The following is a 19389-nucleotide window of genomic DNA, read 5'->3' as shown; positions in this document are numbered from 1 at the left end:
GGCTGCAAATTTAATAAAACTTTGTAATACCAACAAACTAATATTGTTACTTTTTTAAAATTTCTTTTTGAAGCATTTCAAAGGCCTTGTTAACGGCTCTATTTATAACTTTCGTTCTATGGTTTCCAAAGTTAAATTGTTGGGAATATACCCCTTTTTTGCTTGCAATGGCGATAAAAACTGTTCCCACTTCGGCATCTGAATCTCCTTTTGCAGGACCTGCATTACCAGTAGTTGCTATTGCAAAATCTGCTCTCATCAATTGAAGCACCGAATTGGCCATAGCTTCAGCCACTTGACCACTTACCACGGAATATTCATCTATAATAGACTCATTTACTTTGAGAATATCAATTTTTGTCTCTGTTGCATAGCTTACAATACTTCCTTTAAAATAACTAGAGGCACCAGCCATAGCGGTAAATGATTCTGCAATCTTTCCACCTGTACAGCTTTCGGCAGTTGCAAGCGTTTTATTGGATTTAATCAATTGTTGGGCAATGATTGCTTCCAAGGATTCATCTTCTTCATATCCTACAAAGACATCTTCAATCTGTGGCAACAAACTATCTATTTGGTTTTGCATTTCGGTTTCAACTAAATTCCTGTCCATCGATTTTGCAGACAATCTTAGTCTCACTCTTCCTAAACTTGGTAAATATGCAAGTTTGATGAAATTAGGAAGACTATTTTCCCAATCTTCAATTCTTGCAGCAAGATTACTTTCACCCAAACCATAGGTCAAAATTGTTTTGTGAAGAATAAAAGGAAACTTATAAGCTTTGCACAGTTTCGGAATGACTTCATTATCCATTAATGCCTTCATTTCGTAAGGTACTCCTGGTAAGGAAATAAACACTTTACCATTCCTTTCTAACCACATTCCTGGAGCACTGCCATTAATGTTCATCAGCACTTTTGATTTAGAAGGTACTAGTGCTTGGTCTAAATTGACTTGTGAAGGCGTTTGATTGATGTAATTCTTCCAGATAGATTTAATGTTTATGGTAACTGAATCGTCACGCACCAACTCATCATCAAAATATTCTGCAATGGTTTTTTTTGTGATATCATCTTTTGTAGGACCCAAACCACCAGTAATGATGATGATATCTGCATTGTCTTCCGCCTCCTTAAAAGATTTTAGAATATGAGCCCTATCATCTTGTACAGAAGTGATTTGATAAACGGCTAAGCCAATTTTATTGAGTTGTTTTGCGATGAATGCCGAATTGGTATCAACGATTTGGCCAATCAAGATTTCATCGCCAATCGTAATAATTTCAGCTTGCATTATATATTGAAGTCTGTTTTGATTTCTTCGGAAGCGTTTTCCACAGCGGCAAGTACGATATCAAGTTTATCCGAAATATCTTCGCCTTTTTTCTCGAATTTCCCCCAATCTTGAACCTCTATCAAGTCATTCAAAACCCCTAATTCGAACAAATCGACTGTTGGTTTCATTTTATGTGCTGCCTGATACGTTGTGTAGAAATCATTTTCTGCTACTGCCTTTTTGAGACGAGCTGCATCCTCGGGTACTTCCTCAAGAAATGCGGACACCAGAGCCATAACGAAATCCTCATCACCATCAGCCAACTCACGGACTCTGAATAATTTATAGTGTGTTTCCATTTATTTTATTGTTAGATTGAACATTTCTTGGTTTTCTATATAACCAACTAGCTCATCATCGGGATCTATTCTAGAAACGCCGGAAGGCGTTCCTGTAAAGATAATATCTCCTATCTTTAAAGTGAAATATTTTGAAATATATTCGATAAGTTCATCGATTTTCCAAAGCATCTGCGAAGTATTGCCTTTTTGAACAACTTCTCCATTCTTTTTCATTGAAAAATTGATGTTGTTCAAATCCTGGAAATCAGATTTTGGCGACCACTCACCTATTACTGCGGCACCATCAAAGCCTTTAGCTTTTTCCCAAGGCAAACCTTTTGATTTCAATTCGTTTTGCAAATCACGTGCTGTAAAATCGATTCCTAAACCTATTTGATCGTAATATTTGTGGGCAAATTTTTTATCGATATACTTTCCAACCTTACTGATTTTAACCAAAAGTTCAACTTCGTGATGCACATCATTGGAAAAATCAGGAATAAAAAATGGTTGATTTTTGACCAAAATAGAAGTATCAGGCTTTAAAAAGACCACAGGATCTGATGGCTTTTCGTTGGCCAGTTCCTTGATGTGTTCAGTATAATTTCGTCCGATACAAATAATTTTCATAGCATCAAAAAAAGATTTATCAATTCTCAATAGAATTAACCCAACTTATTATTAAAATTTCTCAACTTAATGGCAGTCAATACCTTTTTAGTATACAATGGAAAGTCTGCATTCAATAACCAACCAAAATAACCTGGTTCTTCATTAAGCACGTCCTCAACCTTTTTGCCCTTATGCTTTCCGAAGGAGAAACATTCTTCCCCTTTTTTATTGAACGTGATGAATCCAGCAAAATCGGCGAATTTTTTACGCGAACTGAATTCTGCCAAAAACTTGGTATCGTTTTCTAGTTCTTCATATTTCGCCAACTGCGCTTTTAGTACTTCATAAGTAGCATTTGTATCTGCCTCTGCACTGTGAGCATCATCGAGGTTTTTGTCACAATAAAATTTGTAAGCTGCAGCCAAGGTGCGTTGTTCCATTTTATGGAAAATGGTCTGAACATCGATGGCAACTCGGTTTTTCATATCAAAATCGACATCGGAACGCAACATTTCTTCAGCCAATAATGGAATGTCGAATCTATCAGAATTAAATCCGCCCAAATCAGAGTCCTTGATCATATTGTAAACCTCTTTGGAGATTTCCTTGAAAGTAGGCTTATCCACCACATCAGCATCCCAAATTCCGTGGATTTCGCTAACTTCTTTCGGAATAGGAATGGTAGGATTGACCACCCAAACTTTTCGCTCCTCTCTTCCATCAGGATACACTTTCAACACAGCAATCTCTACAATTCTATCATTTGTAATATTGATTCCTGTGGTTTCGAGGTCAAAAAAGCAGATGGGTTTTGTGAGATTGAGATTCATCATTTTTTATTTTTGGCAAAGATAGGCAGAAATAAAAAAGCACAGACTTAAAACTGTGCTTTTAAAATTTAATCGTTTATCAAACTAGTATATTTCTCTATTGGCATCCCAAGCTTCCAAATAATCCTTGACTGCTTTCACAAATTGCCCACCAAGCGCACCATTTACAACGCGATGATCGTATGAATGCGACAAGAACATTTTGTATCGAATACCAACGTAATCTCCTGTTGGAGATTCGATTACAGCAGGCATTTTTCTGATGGCACCAAGCGCCAAAATACCCACTTGAGGCTGGTTAATGATTGGAGTTCCCATAATGCTTCCGAAGGTTCCCACATTTGTCACGGTATAAGTGCCGCCTTGAATGTCATCTGGTTTCAATTGATTCAATCTGGCTCTGTTTGCCAAATCATTCACACGTTTGGTCATTCCGACCAAATTAAGTTGGTCTGCATCCTTGATGACAGGAACAATCAGGTTACCATCTGGCAAGGCTGCAGCCATACCAAGATTGATATGCTTTCTTTTGATAATGCTATCTCCTTGAACTGAAATATTCATCATTGGAAACTTTTTCAAAGCTTTCGCCACGGCTTCCATAAATATTGGCGTAAATGTCAGGTTTTCACCTTCACGCTTCAAGAATTCATCTTTAACTTTATTTCTCCAATTCCAAATTTCAGTTACATCAGCTTCAATAAAACTTTGTACGTGTGCCGACGTTTGAACCGATTCCACCATATGATGTGCAATCAATTTGCCCATTCTGGTCATTTCTATTATTTCGTCATCACCACTTGCAATCGCTGGCGCAGCTTTTGGTTTTTCAGCACCATTTGCTTGTTGAGCAGCCACTTTTGGAGCATCCTGAACTTTAGCGGGTTGTCCTTGTTCTGGCGCCTTCGCTGCAGGAGTTTGAACAGCTTGTTGAACTTGAACTGGCTGCTTGTCTTTATTATCTAAGTAAGAAAGAATGTCATCTTTCGTAACACGTCCATCCTTTCCTGTACCTGAAATAGCATCCAATTCAGCTTGAGAAATTCCTTCTTGTTTTGCAATATTTCTTACCAATGGTGAATAAAAACGGTCTTCTGAAGACGTTACCGCAGCTACAGCTGTCTTTGCAGTTTCAACAGTTTGGGCAACTTGCGCAACTGAAGCAGATTCTGCTGCAACCGTTTCCGTTTTTTCTACTTTTGGAGCTGATTCAGCAACTGCTCCAGAAGCTTCAGTTTCAATGATGGCGATGGTTTGACCAACTTGGACAACATCATCAACATTAAAGAGTTTTTCCACCAATATACCTTCAACTTCACTTGGCACTTCACTATCAACTTTATCTGTAGCAATTTCCAACACAGCCTCATCAGCCTCTATGGTATCTCCAACATTTTTCAACCAAGATGTGATAGTTGCTTCTGCAACACTCTCTCCCATTTTAGGGAGCTTCAGTTCAAATTTTGCCATATATGTATTGTAATGGTAATTTTATTTAATCGCACTGCAAAATTAATGAAAAATGACAGACTTCCTTATAAATTCATCAGAATTTACAACGATGTAATCCATATAAAAACTTCACTTTTTTAAAATTCAAGAACTTCTCCTCTGCCTTTCGAACTATTGCTACCAATAATAAATTGAGCATTTTGAGGTAGAATCTTATAACTTAATTCGGCCTCTTTTCTTGAGGTGTGAATGAAATCTATGATGTCTTTGAAAGAGATAAAATTTGCATCAAAAATGATTTGCTGATTGTCTTTTAATTCTGAATCTTTTGAATATAAACGAATTGGTTTCCTCAATTTTGAATTTAGAGCATCGTTTGGGACATCACTCATCAACATATATTCATTCACAATAGTTTCCTTTGTTTTCGGCTGAAGATTTAAAAGGGTTATTACTTTTACACCAAACCATATTAAGGTGTTGTAAATCGTATTTGGCTTGAAATGTTTCTTAAAGAAAATCTGCATTGCTTCGTTAAAACGCTTGGCATACACTTTATCCTTAAGTGTACTTTCACCCTTAAAATGAATGATTGTGGTTGAAGGATTATAATAGTTTTGATATCCAGCTTTGCTGACGCGATAAGACAAATCCATATCGTCTCCATACATAAAATAGTCCTCGTCAAAACCATTGATTTCATTGTATGCATTTCGCTTTAATAGCATAAACGCACCAACAAGAATATCAACCTCGCCTGTTTCATTTTCATTTAAATGATTTGCGTAATAAGAATTTGAGCTTCCCAAAATCTTCTTGATGGAAACCCAAGGCGTTGGAACATTTCGTTTGCTTTCTGGAAGAAAATGACCTTTACCATCAATGAGTTTGCAACCAACAATTCCCAATCTCGGAATGGACTGTGCGTAATTCAGCAAAATTTTGAATGTATCTTCAGCCACAACCGTATCAGGATTGAGAATACACACATAGTCCCCTGTCGCTTTAGCAACACCTAGATTATTTCCTTTTGAAAACCCATAATTTTCTTTGTTTTCAATTAAAACAACCTTTGGGAAAAGATTTTTCACCATTTGACAGCTATCATCGCTCGAATGATTGTCAACCACAATGATTTCAGCATCCAAATCTTTAATGGCAGCCTCCACACTTTTCAGGCATAGCTCCAAAAAGTAGCGAACATTATAATTGAGTATGACAACCGAAAGCTGCAAGAAACATCAAAGTTTTAGTGAAGATTCAAAAGGAATGCGATTCATTATACTACGACCGAGTGTTACCTCGTCTGTATACTCCAATTCATTGCCAACAGAAATGCCACGAGCGATGGTGGTAGTAACGACATCAAGCCCTTGAATTTGTTTGAATATGTAAAAGTTTGTAGTATCACCTTCCATAGTGGAACTTAACGCAAAAATAAGTTCCTTTATTTTTCCTTGTTTTACTTTTTCGACCAATGAAGCGATATTCAAATCGTTTGGACCGATGCCATCCATCGGAGAAATTTTTCCACCTAACACGTGATACAATCCTCTGAAAGAGCTAGTATTTTCAATGGCCATTACATCTCTTATATCTTCAACAACACAAACAATATCTTCTGTTCTATGCGGATTGGCACAAATGTCGCAAAGATTTGTGTCACTGATATTGTGACAACTTTTACAGAACTTAATCTCACTACGCATTGTTTGTAACGCAGATGCCAACAAATTAGTTTGATCTGCAGGTTGACGCAATAAATGCAGCACCAAACGCAATGCTGTACGCTTACCAACTCCTGGCAATTGAGACATTTCGTTGACTGCTTTTTCGAGAAGTTTTGAAGAAAATTCCATGGTTGCGAAATTACGATTTTAAGGAAAATAATTCCACGAATTCAAGAATGTTTTGGTGTGCAATACACAATCAATTGTTGAAATGCAGTTCAACTTCTTTTAAAATTACTTAATATTGTTTCTGAAAACACAAATCTATGTCTCCTACATTTATTTTATTGTTGATTGCCGCTTACTTCGGAGTCCTGATTCTGATATCCTATTTTACCGGTAAAACCGCAGACAATGATACATTTTTTAAGGCAAATAGACAGTCACCATGGTATGTTGTCGCTTTTGGGATGATAGGTGCATCTTTATCTGGAGTTACCTTTATATCAGTGCCTGGATGGGTTGAAGCATCAAAGTTCGGTTATTACCAAGTGGTTTTGGGTTACATTTTAGGCTACCTGGTTGTTGGGCTTGTGCTTTTGCCGTTATATTATCGTTTAAACCTTACCACAATTTATACCTATCTCGAAGAACGATTTGGTAGGTTTTCATATAAAACAGGTGCTTCATTTTTCATACTTTCAAGAACCATCGGCGCAAGTTTTAGACTTTATTTGGTGGCCATTGTATTGCAAAGTTTAGTTTTTGACAGTATGAACATTCCTTTTTGGGCGACGGTTTCAATTACCATTGCCCTAATATGGCTTTACACCTTCAGAAGTGGGATTAAAACAATTGTTTGGACAGACACACTTCAAACATTATTTATGTTATCTGCTGTTGGTTATGCCATTTATTATGTTTCTGACGGTTTAGGAGTTTCTGGCTCAAATTTGATTAGTTATGTAAGTGAAAGTGAATTGTCACAAATTTTCTTTTTTGATGATATCAAAAGCGCTAATTATTTTTGGAAACAGTTTTTGAGTGGAGCCTTCATTACAATCGTGATGACTGGACTTGACCAAGATATGATGCAGAAAAATTTAACTTGTAGAAATCTTAAGGACGCCCAAAAAAACATGTTCTGGTTTACAGGGATTTTAGTGCTTGCCAATATGCTCTTTTTGGTTCTAGGTTTATTGCTGACCCTTTATGCAAAACAACAAGGAATTGATGCACAGAAGGATTTATTGTTCCCTACAATCGCCACACAGTCTGATCTAGGTATTGGATTGGCAACCGTTTTCATTTTGGGACTTATTGCGGCAGCTTATAGCAGCGCTGATGGTGCCTTGACAGCACTGACTACATCCTTTTGTATTGATATTATTGATATCGAGAAGAAATATGATAAAATGCTTCAGGAAAAAGTAAGAAAGCTTATACATATAGGATTTTCAATACTTTTTATAATCATTATGGTAGGTTTCAAATATTTGGTAGATGATGCATCAGTGATAGAACGTTTATTTGTATTTGCTGGATATACTTATGGACCTCTTTTGGGCCTTTATGCCTTCGGGCTTTTCACAAGACTAAATGTAAAAGATGTATTTGTGCCAATCATTGCAATTTTGTCGCCTATCCTATCCTATATCATAAGTGTGAATAGCCTTAAGTGGTTTGGCTTCGAATTTGGATTTTTCATACTTATATTGAATGGTTTCCTAACCTTTATTGGACTTTTGATAATTTCTATAAAAACAAAAATAGAACCAGTTATTAATATTGATTAATGCTTAAAAGCACTAGTGTACAAGCCACTTCGTAATCAATACCATGTTCCTTCAATATATTATAGAATTCGGGATTTTCTGTTCCTGGATTAAAGATGATCCGATTTGGCTTCAATGAAACTAAATACTTATAAAATTCCTTCTGACGTTGCGGATTCATATAAAGTGTTATGGTATCAACATCATTATATTGTTGCAATGAGATATCAATCGAAGTCCCTGCAACCGTTCCTTCTTTCAAGCCAAATGCCACGACTTCATGACCGTTATTTACCAATCTATTAATTGCTAAATAAGAATATCTGCTTGGATTTGTTGAGGCTCCAAAAACCAATGTTTTCTTTTTCATAAAATAGTAAGCTATGTTAAAAGCGTGTTAAGTTCTGTTAAAAAGAGTAACACGATTCAAATTTAAGCGTCTATGAAGTAACAACCTAATCAGTTGTATTAAAATTAACTTGCTTTGACCGACCTCATGGCACTAACTATCAATCAAAAAATGAAAAAAATTATTCTTTTGTGTGCGTTTATGTTTTCAATTATCATGAACGCGCAACCACCATCTCAAACAGACCTTCGAGATGGTTCAGTTTCTGGACGTGTTATGGATGCCTCTTTAAACGAGCCGCTTCCTTACGTAAATGTCATTATTAAATCTTCTTCCAATGAGACCATTACTGGAGGAATTACCAAAGATGACGGAACATTTGAAATCAAGAAAATTCCAGAAGGAAAAGTTACTGTAAGCATTCAATATATAGGTTTTAAAACTATATCAAAAGCTATTGAAATTGGGAATAAGAGTTATGATATCAATTTAGGAGATATTCTTCTGGAAGAAGATGTTGCGAGTTTAGATGAAGTGACCGTTGTAGCCGAAGTCAGTACTATTCAACAAAAGGTAGACAGAAAGGTTATAACTATAGGAAAAGACTTGACAACTGCTGGTGCATCAGCTTCAGATATTATGAACAATCTGCCGTCTGTAAACGTCGACCAACAAACAGGGAACATCAGTCTTCGAGGAAATGAAAATGTAAGAGTTATGGTCGACGGGAAACTATCAAATGTTCCTGTAGCGCAACTCCTCAAACAAATACCATCAAGCTCCATAAAACAAATTGAATTGATTACCAATCCTTCAGCCAAATACAATCCAGAGGGAATGAGTGGTATCATCAATATCATTCTTCACAAGAACACCAATATTGGATTTAATGGCAACGTAAATTTGGGCCTCACAAAAGAAATTTATGCAAAATTCAATGGTTCTGTCGATGTAAATTACCGAAATGGAAAGTTCAATCTTTATGGTAACTATGGAAACAATACAGGTAAATATGACAACTTTGGTACTATCGAACGTCTAGATGATAATTCTGTGCAAGGTTTCAATTTCTTCAACAACAACAAATCGCACTTATATAAAGTTGGATTGGATTTTTATATGAATGACAACAACACTATTTCGTTTTTTACAAATCAGAATATTTATGATGGTAAAGCTACTGGTTTAACAACAGTAGAATACGTAGACGAACCATTGCAATATCAATTGTTTGATAACGTCGCAGATAATATTTCGTCTCAATATAATGCGGTATACAATCATAAGTTCAAGAAAGAAGGCGAAAAACTAGATGTTGAAGTTGACTATAATGTGTTTGAACAAAATGAAGACTCTAATTTCAGCTTTGTAAATTTCTCTTTTCCTCCGAACTATCAAGATTTCGTTGATACAGAGAGAGATCAAACCACAATCAATGTGGATTATGTCAACCCGTTATCTGAAAAAGCGAAATTGGAATTTGGTGGAGAAGCTAGATTGTTTGACACAAAAATCGATTATTCTTCAACAGGACTTTCTGTAAACGAAAATCAGGACAATATTCCAAACAACGGAGACGAATATATCCCAACGCCTCAAACTGATTTTGATTATAAAAGAGATATCTATTCATTATATGCCACATATGGCAAAACTTTTGAGAAGTGGAGTTATCAAGTAGGTTTAAGAGCCGAAAGTGTTATGGAAGATGCGAATGCCGTAAGAACTCTTGAAAATTCTACAGATATAGTTCCTTTTGAAAATGATTACTTTCAGGTATATCCATCGGTTTTTGTTACATATAATCCTAGTGAAAAAAATTCATATCAAGTAAGCTACAGTCGCCGTGTCGATAGACCAGGTCTGCAACAAGTGAATCCCATTAGAGAATGGAGCACACCGCTTATCTCATCTTTTGGAAATACAGAATTGCAGCCACAATTCACCAACTCTATGGAGGCGAATTATACCAGAAAACTTGAAAAAGGTTCCATCACAGCAGGTGTTTTTTACAGAATTGTGGAAGATGAAATTAATAGAGCCGTGTTTATCGACCGATTGGATGTCAATAAGAATATCTTGACCTATGATAATTTTGACAATACCACTGCTTTTGGATTGGAATTAAGTGGAAATATGAGGCCTACCAAATGGTGGAATTTCAATGCAAGTTTTGACCTTTATTCAAGAAAACAAAAAGGTATTGCAGAGGTATTGACCGTTCCAACAGAAGTTGCAACTGCAGACGACATCATTAGACAAACCGTCGAAGCGGACAATGTGGTTTATAATTTTAGAATGTTCAATAATTTCAGCGTCACTAAAAAACTCAATCTATCTATTTTTGGAATGTATCGTGGACGCGAAGAAGGGCTGCAATTCAACAGAAAACCAATGTTTATGGTCAATACAGGACTGCGCTATTCCTTTATGGAAGACCAGAGAGCAACATTTAGCTTCAACTACAGTGACATTTTCAACACTATGAAGTTTGAGTTTGAAGGCGATAGACCTACACCACAAGTAGGACAGTTTAATTGGGAAAGCAATGCATGGAATATTGGTTTCTCGTATCGTTTTGGAGGCAACAAATACAGAGCTTTACAGCGAAAAAATAGAGATGACAATGAAGCCTCTGGAGGCGGAGGCTTTATGTAAAATTACATTTGATAGCTAACATAATAGTTGATGGTTAGTGTTAATGTTTGGTTATCGAATAGAAAACCCGAAGCTTCACCGTTTCGGGTTTTTAATCAAAAAGTGTTAAAGTTTTTAAACAACTGTAATAAAGTTAATTCTGACCCGTCTTTTATATAAGCACTCCTAACGAATTTAAATTAATTTGAATTAGCCTTCTTTTTTAATTAAAGTTCAGTCCTACAAAGTGTTTTATATATGAAGTCCGAAGCGTTTGCTTCGGACTTTTGTTATAACTGTGTTAAAGTTGATTTTTGAGCGTAATCGAATTTTATATCTACCGACTAATAACCTATCAACTTCATAAATGCCCTAATAATTTGATTAAAGTTGATTGATAGCAAAAGAGGAAAACCCGAAGAAGTTCTTCGGGTTTTCTATTGTTATGTTAATTGATAGTTAAAGTTGAAAATCAGTATAATAAATAAAAGATTTCAACGTCTAATAATAAGTGATAAGTTTTAATAGTTAATTAGTTTAAGTGTTAGTTAAGTTGATTAATAGTAGGAAAATCCGAAGCATTTATGTTTCGGATTTTTTTCATTTTACCATTTGATAATCACACTTCCCCAAGTAAAACCACTGCCGAAAGCCGCCAGTACTACACTGTCACCATCTTTTATTTTGCCTTCTTCCCAAGCTTCCGTTAAAGCGATTGGAATGGAAGCTGCTGTGGTATTTCCATATTTTTGGATATTGTTGAATACTTGGTCATCATTCAACCCAAATTTATTCTGAATGAATTGTGCAATCCTTAAATTGGCTTGATGAGGAATCAACATATCGATATCTTCCTTCTTCAAATTATTTTTTATCAAACCCTCCATTATGACTTCACTAAAGCGAACCACCGCATTTTTGAACACAAATTGACCATTCATATATGGAAAATAGCTTTCATCGTTGGCATCATCATCCTCTAAAATATCAGTTACCCAGCGTGTGCCCATTCCTGGAGCCTTAACAACCAACTCTTCGGCGTGTTCTCCTTGTGAGTGTAAATGTGTAGATAAAATCCCTTTGGATGTATCTTCCTCTCTGGTCAAAATTGCTGCTCCCGCTCCATCACCAAAAATCACAGATACTCCTCTTCCTCTGGTAGTTTTATCCAAACCACGAGAATGTAATTCACTACCAATAACCAGAACGGTTTTATACATGCCAGTTTTGATGAATTGGTCCGCGACCGACAAGCCATACACAAATCCGGAACATTGATTTCTGATATCGATGGCGCCTACAGTTTTTATGTCCAAGGCGTGTTGAACCTGTACTCCAGGGCCAGGAAAATACATATCAGGACTCAAAGTAGCGAACACAATAAAATCTATATCATCTTTATCGATGCCAGCTTTCTCAATAGCTACTTTTGCAGCTTTGACACCCATGGTTGCTGTTGTATCATCAGAATTTGGTTTTACCCAACGACGCTCTTTGATACCTGTTCGTTCCTGAATCCATTCATTATTAGTATCCATAAGCTTGGATAAATCATCATTGGTGACCACATTATCAGGCACATAATGCCCTAAACCGATTATTTTAGAATTGTACATCCTTATTAGTTTTAATAAATATAAGCTTTATTCATTGTGAATGACGTAAAAATAAGCTTCTCAAGTTAATGAATAATGCAATGTTCATAAAATTTTGACCCAAAAATGTCAGTTTGTCACATTTTTGTCATTGGTACTTTTTTTGTCCTTACAGGAAAAATCATTAAAATTTAATATAAACATATATATCATGACAAAAGGAAATATCAACGTTTCGGTAGAAAACATCTTTCCGCTGATTAAAAAATTTCTTTACAGTGACCACGAAATTTTCTTGCGCGAGCTTATCAGTAATGCGACTGATGCAACCTTAAAACTTAAACATTTGACCAGCATTGGCGAAGCTAAAGTTGAATATGGCAAGCCAATGATCGAAGTTAAAATTGATAAAGAAGGTAAAAAACTTCACATCATCGACCAAGGTATTGGTATGACTGCAGAAGAGGTTGAAAAATATATCAATCAAATCGCTTTTTCTGGAGCAGAAGAGTTTTTGGATAAATACAAAGATGCTGGAAAAGATGCAGGCATCATCGGACATTTTGGTTTAGGTTTTTATTCAGCTTTCATGGTTGCCAATAAAGTTGAAATCATCACCAAATCTTACAAAGATGAACCAGCTGCGCATTGGATTTGTGATGGTTCTCCAGAATTTACACTTGAACCTTCTGACAAAACTGACAGAGGCACAGAAATCATCCTTCATATTGCTGATGATTCAACCGAGTTCTTGGAAGAATCAAAAATCAGAGGTTTGTTGATGAAATACAATAAGTTTATGCCTATTCCAATCAAGTTTGGAACCAAGGAGATCAACGACCCAGACTTTGAACCAAAAACCATACAAGACAAAGATGGAAAGGAAACTAAAGAACCTCACAAAAAAATCACTGTTGATGACATCATCAATAATCCAAATCCAGCTTGGACAAAACAACCAACGGATCTAAAAGATGAAGATTATAAAGAGTTCTACAGAGAATTGTATCCTATGCAATTTGAGGAACCATTATTCAACATTCATTTAAATGTGGATTATCCATTCAACCTAACGGGAATTTTATATTTCCCTAAAATGACGAATGATTTAAACATTCAAAAGGATAAAATTCAATTGTATCAAAATCAAGTGTTCGTTACTGACAATGTTGAAGGCATTGTACCAGAATTCTTGACGATGCTACGTGGTGTTATCGATTCACCAGACATTCCTTTGAACGTTTCGCGTTCGTACCTTCAGGCTGATGGCAACGTGAAAAAGATTTCATCTTACATTACTCGTAAAGTTGCCGATAAATTGAAATCGCTTTTCAATGAAAATCGCGAAGATTTTGAAAAGAAATGGGACGATATCAAAATAGTTATCGAATACGGAATGTTGTCAGAAGATAAATTCTTTGAAAAAGCTGATGCTTTTGCATTGTATCCAACAGTTGATGGCAAACATTACATTTGGGATGAATTGATTGAAAAAATCAAGGACAGCCAAACAGATAAAGATAACAAAACCGTAATTCTTTACGCTTCAAACGAAGATGCACAACACAGCTACATTGAAGCTGCAAAAGCGAAAGGATATGAGGTGTTGTTGCTCGATTCGCCGATTGTGAGCCATTTGATGCAAAAACTGGAAACATCCAAAGAGAACATTTCATTCGCCCGTGTGGATGCAGACCATATAGATAACCTCATCAAAAAAGAAGACACCAAGATTTCGAAGCTATCTGATGAGCAGAAAAAAGAGCTTGAAGACGTTTTGAAAGAAGTCATTCCATCAGAAAAGTTTATGGTACAATTGGAAGCTATGGATAGCAACGCTTCACCGTTTATCATCACGCAACCAGAATTTATGCGTCGTATGAAAGAAATGCAAGCTACTGGTGGCGGTGGAATGTTCGGAATGGGTAACTTTCCAGAGATGTACAATCTTGTAGTGAATACTAATTCAGAACTAGTGGGCGAAATTTTGAATACCAAAACAAAGAAAAAACAAGAACGATTGATTTCTCAAAGTCTCGACTTGGCAAGACTTTCTCAAGGTTTATTGAAAGGTAAGGAATTGAGTGAATTCATAAAACGTTCTTACGAGATGATCAAATAATCCCCTTCAATTATATATTTAAAAGCCACTTTGGACTTCCGAAGTGGTTTTTTTATAAACTTATTTTGTGAGTCTTAAATATTAGAAAAAAGAAAGTGCCCAATTGCATAGTACAATTAGACACCTTCCACTAACAAAAAACTCTAAAAAAACTACCACCACACTCGTGGTTTCTTGTCGCTGAATGTAGGATTCAAGCGAAATTCTTTTTGTTAGCAACTAATCAGTCAATTCCCTCTAAATTAACAGCTAGATTTTTCATTATATTTTTTTATTAAAAGAAAAATAAGGCCTTGAATGCGAATTCATTACCAAATCAAAACCCCTAAAGCCTTATTTTTCAGCTAATTCAAACAAAAATCAAAACTATAAGTTTCGAGTTTTAAAATACCTACGTACTTAATGCCGATGCAGTTTTGTAAAAAATGTTAAAATTATAAATGTGGCATTTTCACCATAAACCTTTTTAAAAGTATCTTTGCCAAAACTTTTTATAACAAAATGAATCCTTCTGCTGACGGCTGGATAAAAAAACTTCTCAAAGACGTTTCCAAAAACGAAACTTTTCTTCAACTACCAATCAATACTTTTTATCATCATCTAAAGTTGAGCGGTTACATCTATGGAAATAATGTAGCTGTTGTGCATGAAGTTTTTGATAAAAATGATTGGACCGATGAAGAATTATGTAAGGTGAATCATATTTTGGCACTTCTTTATATACATAATTCACAATCTTCAGAGAAGAATTTTGTAGAATCCGTCATCCAATTCTATAATGCCATCGAAGAATATAAAGAATCGTTTATCCAAGGGCTATTGGGTAAAAAACAATCATCAATGTTGCTGGAGGGCATTATCAATAAAAGGATTCATATTGACGATAATTTATTGACCAAAAACTTCAGCTATTTTATCACAAATGCTCTGTTATTTATAGATATTTTGGCATATCAAAAGTATTTATCTTCTAGTTCCATTTCTGACACTTATTTAAAGGATATGGAATTGACCATTGAAACAATTGCTCTTACTTTATTCGAACTGAAAACCAATAAAACCAAATATGATGAGAGTCTCATCAAACTTTTTGAATCATCGCTTCGTTATCAATATGCTGAAAATACCACTTATAATGATGTAATAAAATATATCCAGAATCCATTAGAAAAATATTATGCTTTAGACATCGCCTGTATGGCTTCGTGGACGGATAAGGAGATTGACCACAAAGAACTTGAGTTTTTGAATCAGTTAGGAAACGATTTAGAGTTGAAAGAAGAAGTCATATTGCACGCCATTAATGACATCAACATATTTTACATCAGTAATAAAGACCAAATCCCATTGTTGACCAAAAAAAATCTTGCCCAAAGTTTTTATGACAATTCGAGTAAAATGGTCATAAAACTAATAAATAGAAACAGTAAACGTCTTTTAAAGGAATTGAGAGAAAGCAAAGAGTTGATGTACCTACTTACTAAATCCACAACCAAGACGCTTTCTCCTGAAGAACAAAAAAAGGTAAATGAACAGTTGCTAGACATCATCAAGTCCATTCCAAGTCTTGCCATATTTATGCTGCCAGGTGGTGCCATTCTTTTGCCTCTCTTTGTAAAGTTCATTCCAAAACTATTGCCATCATCATTTGACGAAAACAGAATTGAAGATTAAGGAAGAAATATCCACATTTATTGATTTCTATCTAAAAAATCAATCTATTTAAAGTTGATTATTCTCTTTTTCATAATTCTAAAATAAAGCATTGCCATTCAATTACAATTTCAGTTAAAAAACCTATATTGTTCTACATATTTTGATTAGAAACTAAATAATCATAAATTGATAGAGAAAAGAGAAAGCTGGCACATTTTCAAATTTGCTTTGATTTTAAATTAATTAACTAAAAACTCACTTTTTTTGAAAAAAGAACATTTTAAATGGTATTCACCAACCTTGAGTACCGACATAGAAATGCTTGTATTTGGGCACGCAGGCTATCCAGTGATTTTGTTCCCTACCACAATGGGGAAACACAACGAATGTTATGATATGAAATTGATAGACTCTGTTGCGTGGTTTCTCAACGAAGGTCTTGTTCAAATCTATTGCCCAGATAGTATCAACGAGTTAAGTTGGTATAATAAAAATATCCATCCTGCTGACCGAATAAGAAATCATATGTGGTATGATGAATTCATTATGAATGAACTTGTACATCGCATTCGTGAGGAGAAAAAAATACCAAAAGTAGCTGTGGCAGGACCAAGTTTTGGAGGCTATCAGGCTGCTAATTTCGCATTTCGACATCCCGAAAGTGTCAGTCATATGTTCAGTATGAGTGGTGCTTTTGACATCAAATCATTTCTGGATGGTTATTATGATACCAATGCTTACTTTAATAATCCTGTTGATTTTATGCCTGGCAATGACCATCCGGACCTTTGGAATATGAAAATCATTCTTGGCGTAGGCGAATGGGATATTTGTTTGGACGCCAATAAGCAAATGGCCGATATTTTACGCTCTAAAAACATTCCTTTCTGGTATGACGAACGCAAATGGGCCAAACACGACTGGCCCATTTGGAGAGATATGTTTCCACACTATTTATCAAAATTATAATCATCAACTAACATTACATCTTAATACATTATGAAAAAAATAGGCATCTTATTCGGAATGGAGAATACCTTTCCGCAGGCATTTATAGATAGAGTCAATGAAAAAGGTTTGAAAGACATAAAGGCAGAAGCTGTTTCCATCGAAATGGTTGAGCAAGCAAAACCTACCGATTATGCAGTCATTATTGATAGAATCTCCCAAGACGTGCCTTTTTATAGAGCATACCTAAAGAATGCTGCACTTTCAGGAACTGCTGTCATCAATAATCCATTCTGGTGGAGTGCTGATGAAAAGTTCTTTAATAACGGATTGGCAGAAACCGTTGGTGTTCCTGTACCGAAAACCTTTATTTTACCAACATCCCATCGTCCGCCAAATACACAAGAAACATCATTTAGAAATATGAAATTCCCTTTTGCTTGGGAACATATGTTTGAAACCATCGGTTTTCCTGCCTATATGAAACCACACGATGGTGGTGGTTGGAAAAGTGTTTATAAAGTTGAAAGCCCAGAGGATTTATGGAAAAAACACGGCGAAACTGAACATTTGGTAATGATGCTTCAAGAGGAAATCATCTTTACCGAATATTTCAGATGTTATGTTTTAAATACTGAAAATGTACATATTATGCAGTATGAACCGAGAAATCCGCATCATTTAAGATATGTGATTGATGGTCCACCGGTTCAAAAGAAATTACTTGATACGGTTAGAAAGTATTGCATTCGCTTAAATAAAGCATTGGGTTATGATTTCAATACCGTAGAGTTTGCCGTAAGAGATGGCATTCCTTATGCGATTGATTTCTGTAATCCTGCGCCAGATGCTGATGTCAATTCAGTAGGTCAAGAAAATTTTGATTGGATTGTTGAGAATGCAGCCAATATGGCCATTGAAAAAGCAAAACAGTACAAAAAAGGCAAAATGAACCTTACTTGGGGAACTTTTGTAAAAGACCAAATTACTGGCAAAAAGACAACTTTTAAATAATAGATTTCTCTATGAACTTCACAATAGGTATTGAAGAAGAGTATCAGGTCATCTGCCCGAATACCAGAGAATTAGTATCTCACGACCAGCAGATTGTTACCGAAGCGGCGAAAGTATTGAATGAGCAAGTAAAGGCTGAAATGCACCAAGCTGTGGTGGAAGTAGGTACTAATATTTGCAACGACATCACCGAAGCACGCCAAGAGATTACTCATCTTCGCAAATCCATATCGAGCATTGCCAAAGATTTGGGATTCAACATTGGAGCTGCTGGAACACATCCTTTTACCAAATGGGAGACACAGCTCATTACACCCAATCCACGCTATGACGAGATTGTCAATGAATTGCAGGATACGGCTCGTTCCAATTTGATTTTCGGATTGCACGTGCACGTTGGGATTGAGGATAAACAAATGTGCCTGCATTTGACCAACGCTATGCGTTACTTTTTACCCCATTTGTATGCATTGTCAACTAACTCACCATTTTGGGAAGGTCGAAATACAGGTTTCAAGTCCTTTCGTTCGAAGGTTTTTGATAAATTCCCTAGAACCGGTATACCTGGCGTTTTTCAGACGGTTGCAGAATATCATCATTATATAGATTTGCTTGTCAAAACAAAATGTATCGATAATCCGAAGAAAATTTGGTGGGACATTCGTATGCATCCATTCTTTCCGACTTTGGAAGTTCGAATTTGTGATGTGCCAATGACCATTGAAGAAACTTTGAGCATTTCGGCATTGATACAGGCATTGGTGGCAAAACTGTATAAGTTGCGCACTCAAAACCTCAATTTTATGTTGTACCACAGAGCACTTATCAACGAAAATAAATGGCGTGCCAGCCGTTATGGTCTTGATGGCAGGATGATTGATTTTGGTAAGGAATGTGAAGTTGATACTCGAGAATTGATGCAAGAACTTCTTGATTTTGTGGATGATGTGGTAGATGAATTAGGTTCCAGAAAAGAGATTGAGCACGTTAAAACTATGATCAAAAATGGTACAGGTGCTGACCGACAATTGGCTATCTTTGCAGAGACAAAAGATTTGACCAAAGTGGTTGACTACATTGTAGAGCAAACTATTTTGGGAACATAGAAAAGA

16 protein-coding genes are annotated in these 19389 nt (G+C 35.8%); 7 read left to right on the top strand and 9 right to left on the bottom strand.

Features of this window, described 5'->3' with window-relative positions; translation table 11 throughout:
* Positions 1 to 46 precede the first annotated feature (46 nt).
* The 7 genes from M0G43_RS13790 to recR all read right to left on the bottom strand — a co-directional run bounded on the left by M0G43_RS13790 (position 47) and on the right by recR (position 6370).
* Positions 47 to 1294, bottom strand: coding sequence for a competence/damage-inducible protein A (locus tag M0G43_RS13790; protein ID WP_248027342.1), 1248 nt, complete (start codon positions 1292 to 1294; stop codon positions 47 to 49).
* Complete coding sequence (locus M0G43_RS13785; protein ID WP_248027340.1) at positions 1294 to 1635, bottom strand: Hpt domain-containing protein; 342 nt, start codon at positions 1633 to 1635, stop codon at positions 1294 to 1296. The genes M0G43_RS13790 and M0G43_RS13785 overlap by 1 nt, the downstream gene beginning before the upstream one ends.
* Entirely contained in the window at positions 1636 to 2247 is a 612-nt protein-coding gene (locus tag M0G43_RS13780; RefSeq protein ID WP_248027338.1) for a fumarylacetoacetate hydrolase family protein, read from the bottom strand.
* Positions 2248 to 2282: 35 nt separating this feature from the next.
* The gene (locus M0G43_RS13775; protein ID WP_248027705.1) at positions 2283 to 3059 is read right to left on the bottom strand and encodes a 3'-5' exonuclease; all 777 of its coding nucleotides are present in this window, start codon (positions 3057 to 3059) and stop codon (positions 2283 to 2285) included.
* Between the two features lie 84 nt (positions 3060 to 3143).
* The gene (locus tag M0G43_RS13770) at positions 3144 to 4529 is read right to left on the bottom strand and encodes a dihydrolipoamide acetyltransferase family protein (RefSeq protein ID WP_248027336.1); all 1386 of its coding nucleotides are present in this window, start codon (positions 4527 to 4529) and stop codon (positions 3144 to 3146) included.
* 119 nt (positions 4530 to 4648) lie between these two features.
* Positions 4649 to 5746, bottom strand: a complete 1098-nt coding sequence (locus M0G43_RS13765) for a glycosyltransferase family 2 protein (protein WP_248027334.1) — start codon at positions 5744 to 5746, stop codon at positions 4649 to 4651.
* A gap of 6 nt (positions 5747 to 5752) precedes the next feature.
* Positions 5753 to 6370 (bottom strand): recombination mediator RecR, encoded by a 618-nt coding sequence (gene recR / locus M0G43_RS13760; protein ID WP_248027331.1) that lies wholly within the window; start codon positions 6368 to 6370, stop codon positions 5753 to 5755.
* Between the two features lie 137 nt (positions 6371 to 6507).
* On the opposite strand from recR, the gene M0G43_RS13755 reads away from it, so the two are divergent.
* Entirely contained in the window at positions 6508 to 7977 is a 1470-nt protein-coding gene (locus M0G43_RS13755) for a sodium:solute symporter (protein ID WP_248027329.1), read from the top strand.
* On the opposite strand, the gene M0G43_RS13750 is transcribed toward M0G43_RS13755, so the two are convergent.
* Entirely contained in the window at positions 7964 to 8326 is a 363-nt protein-coding gene (locus M0G43_RS13750; protein ID WP_248027327.1) for a CoA-binding protein, read from the bottom strand. The genes M0G43_RS13755 and M0G43_RS13750 overlap by 14 nt on opposite strands.
* 150 nt (positions 8327 to 8476) lie before the next feature.
* Here M0G43_RS13750 and M0G43_RS13745 point away from each other — a divergent pair, with 150 nt between their 5' ends.
* A complete protein-coding gene (locus tag M0G43_RS13745; RefSeq protein ID WP_248027325.1) occupies positions 8477 to 10963 on the top strand; it encodes an outer membrane beta-barrel family protein in 2487 nt (828 codons plus the stop codon).
* A 584-nt stretch (positions 10964 to 11547) separates the two neighbouring features.
* Here M0G43_RS13745 and M0G43_RS13740 read toward each other — a convergent pair.
* Entirely contained in the window at positions 11548 to 12558 is a 1011-nt protein-coding gene (locus tag M0G43_RS13740) for a 3-oxoacyl-ACP synthase III family protein (RefSeq protein WP_248027323.1), read from the bottom strand.
* A gap of 190 nt (positions 12559 to 12748) precedes the next feature.
* Here M0G43_RS13740 and htpG point away from each other — a divergent pair, with 190 nt between their 5' ends.
* The 5 genes from htpG to M0G43_RS13715 all read left to right on the top strand — a co-directional run bounded on the left by htpG (position 12749) and on the right by M0G43_RS13715 (position 19383).
* Positions 12749 to 14659, top strand: a complete 1911-nt coding sequence (gene htpG, locus M0G43_RS13735; protein WP_248027320.1) for a molecular chaperone HtpG — start codon at positions 12749 to 12751, stop codon at positions 14657 to 14659.
* Positions 14660 to 15160: 501 nt separating this feature from the next.
* On the top strand, positions 15161 to 16333 hold the full coding sequence (locus M0G43_RS13730; RefSeq protein WP_248027318.1) for an LETM1-related biofilm-associated protein: 1173 nt from the start codon (positions 15161 to 15163) through the stop codon (positions 16331 to 16333).
* Positions 16334 to 16579: 246 nt separating this feature from the next.
* Positions 16580 to 17284, top strand: a complete 705-nt coding sequence (locus M0G43_RS13725) for an esterase family protein (RefSeq protein WP_248027316.1) — start codon at positions 16580 to 16582, stop codon at positions 17282 to 17284.
* 30 nt (positions 17285 to 17314) lie between these two features.
* A complete protein-coding gene (locus M0G43_RS13720; RefSeq protein WP_262917181.1) occupies positions 17315 to 18277 on the top strand; it encodes a hypothetical protein in 963 nt (320 codons plus the stop codon).
* An 11-nt stretch (positions 18278 to 18288) separates the two neighbouring features.
* A complete protein-coding gene (locus M0G43_RS13715; RefSeq protein WP_248027314.1) occupies positions 18289 to 19383 on the top strand; it encodes a carboxylate-amine ligase in 1095 nt (364 codons plus the stop codon).
* Positions 19384 to 19389 lie beyond the last annotated feature (6 nt).

The sequence above is a fragment of the Subsaxibacter sp. CAU 1640 genome, assembly GCF_023156585.1.
GTDB lineage: Bacteria > Bacteroidota > Bacteroidia > Flavobacteriales > Flavobacteriaceae > JBPOFM01.
Note: the sequence above shows the minus strand (reverse complement) of the source record. Positions and strands in the feature narration are given on the sequence as shown.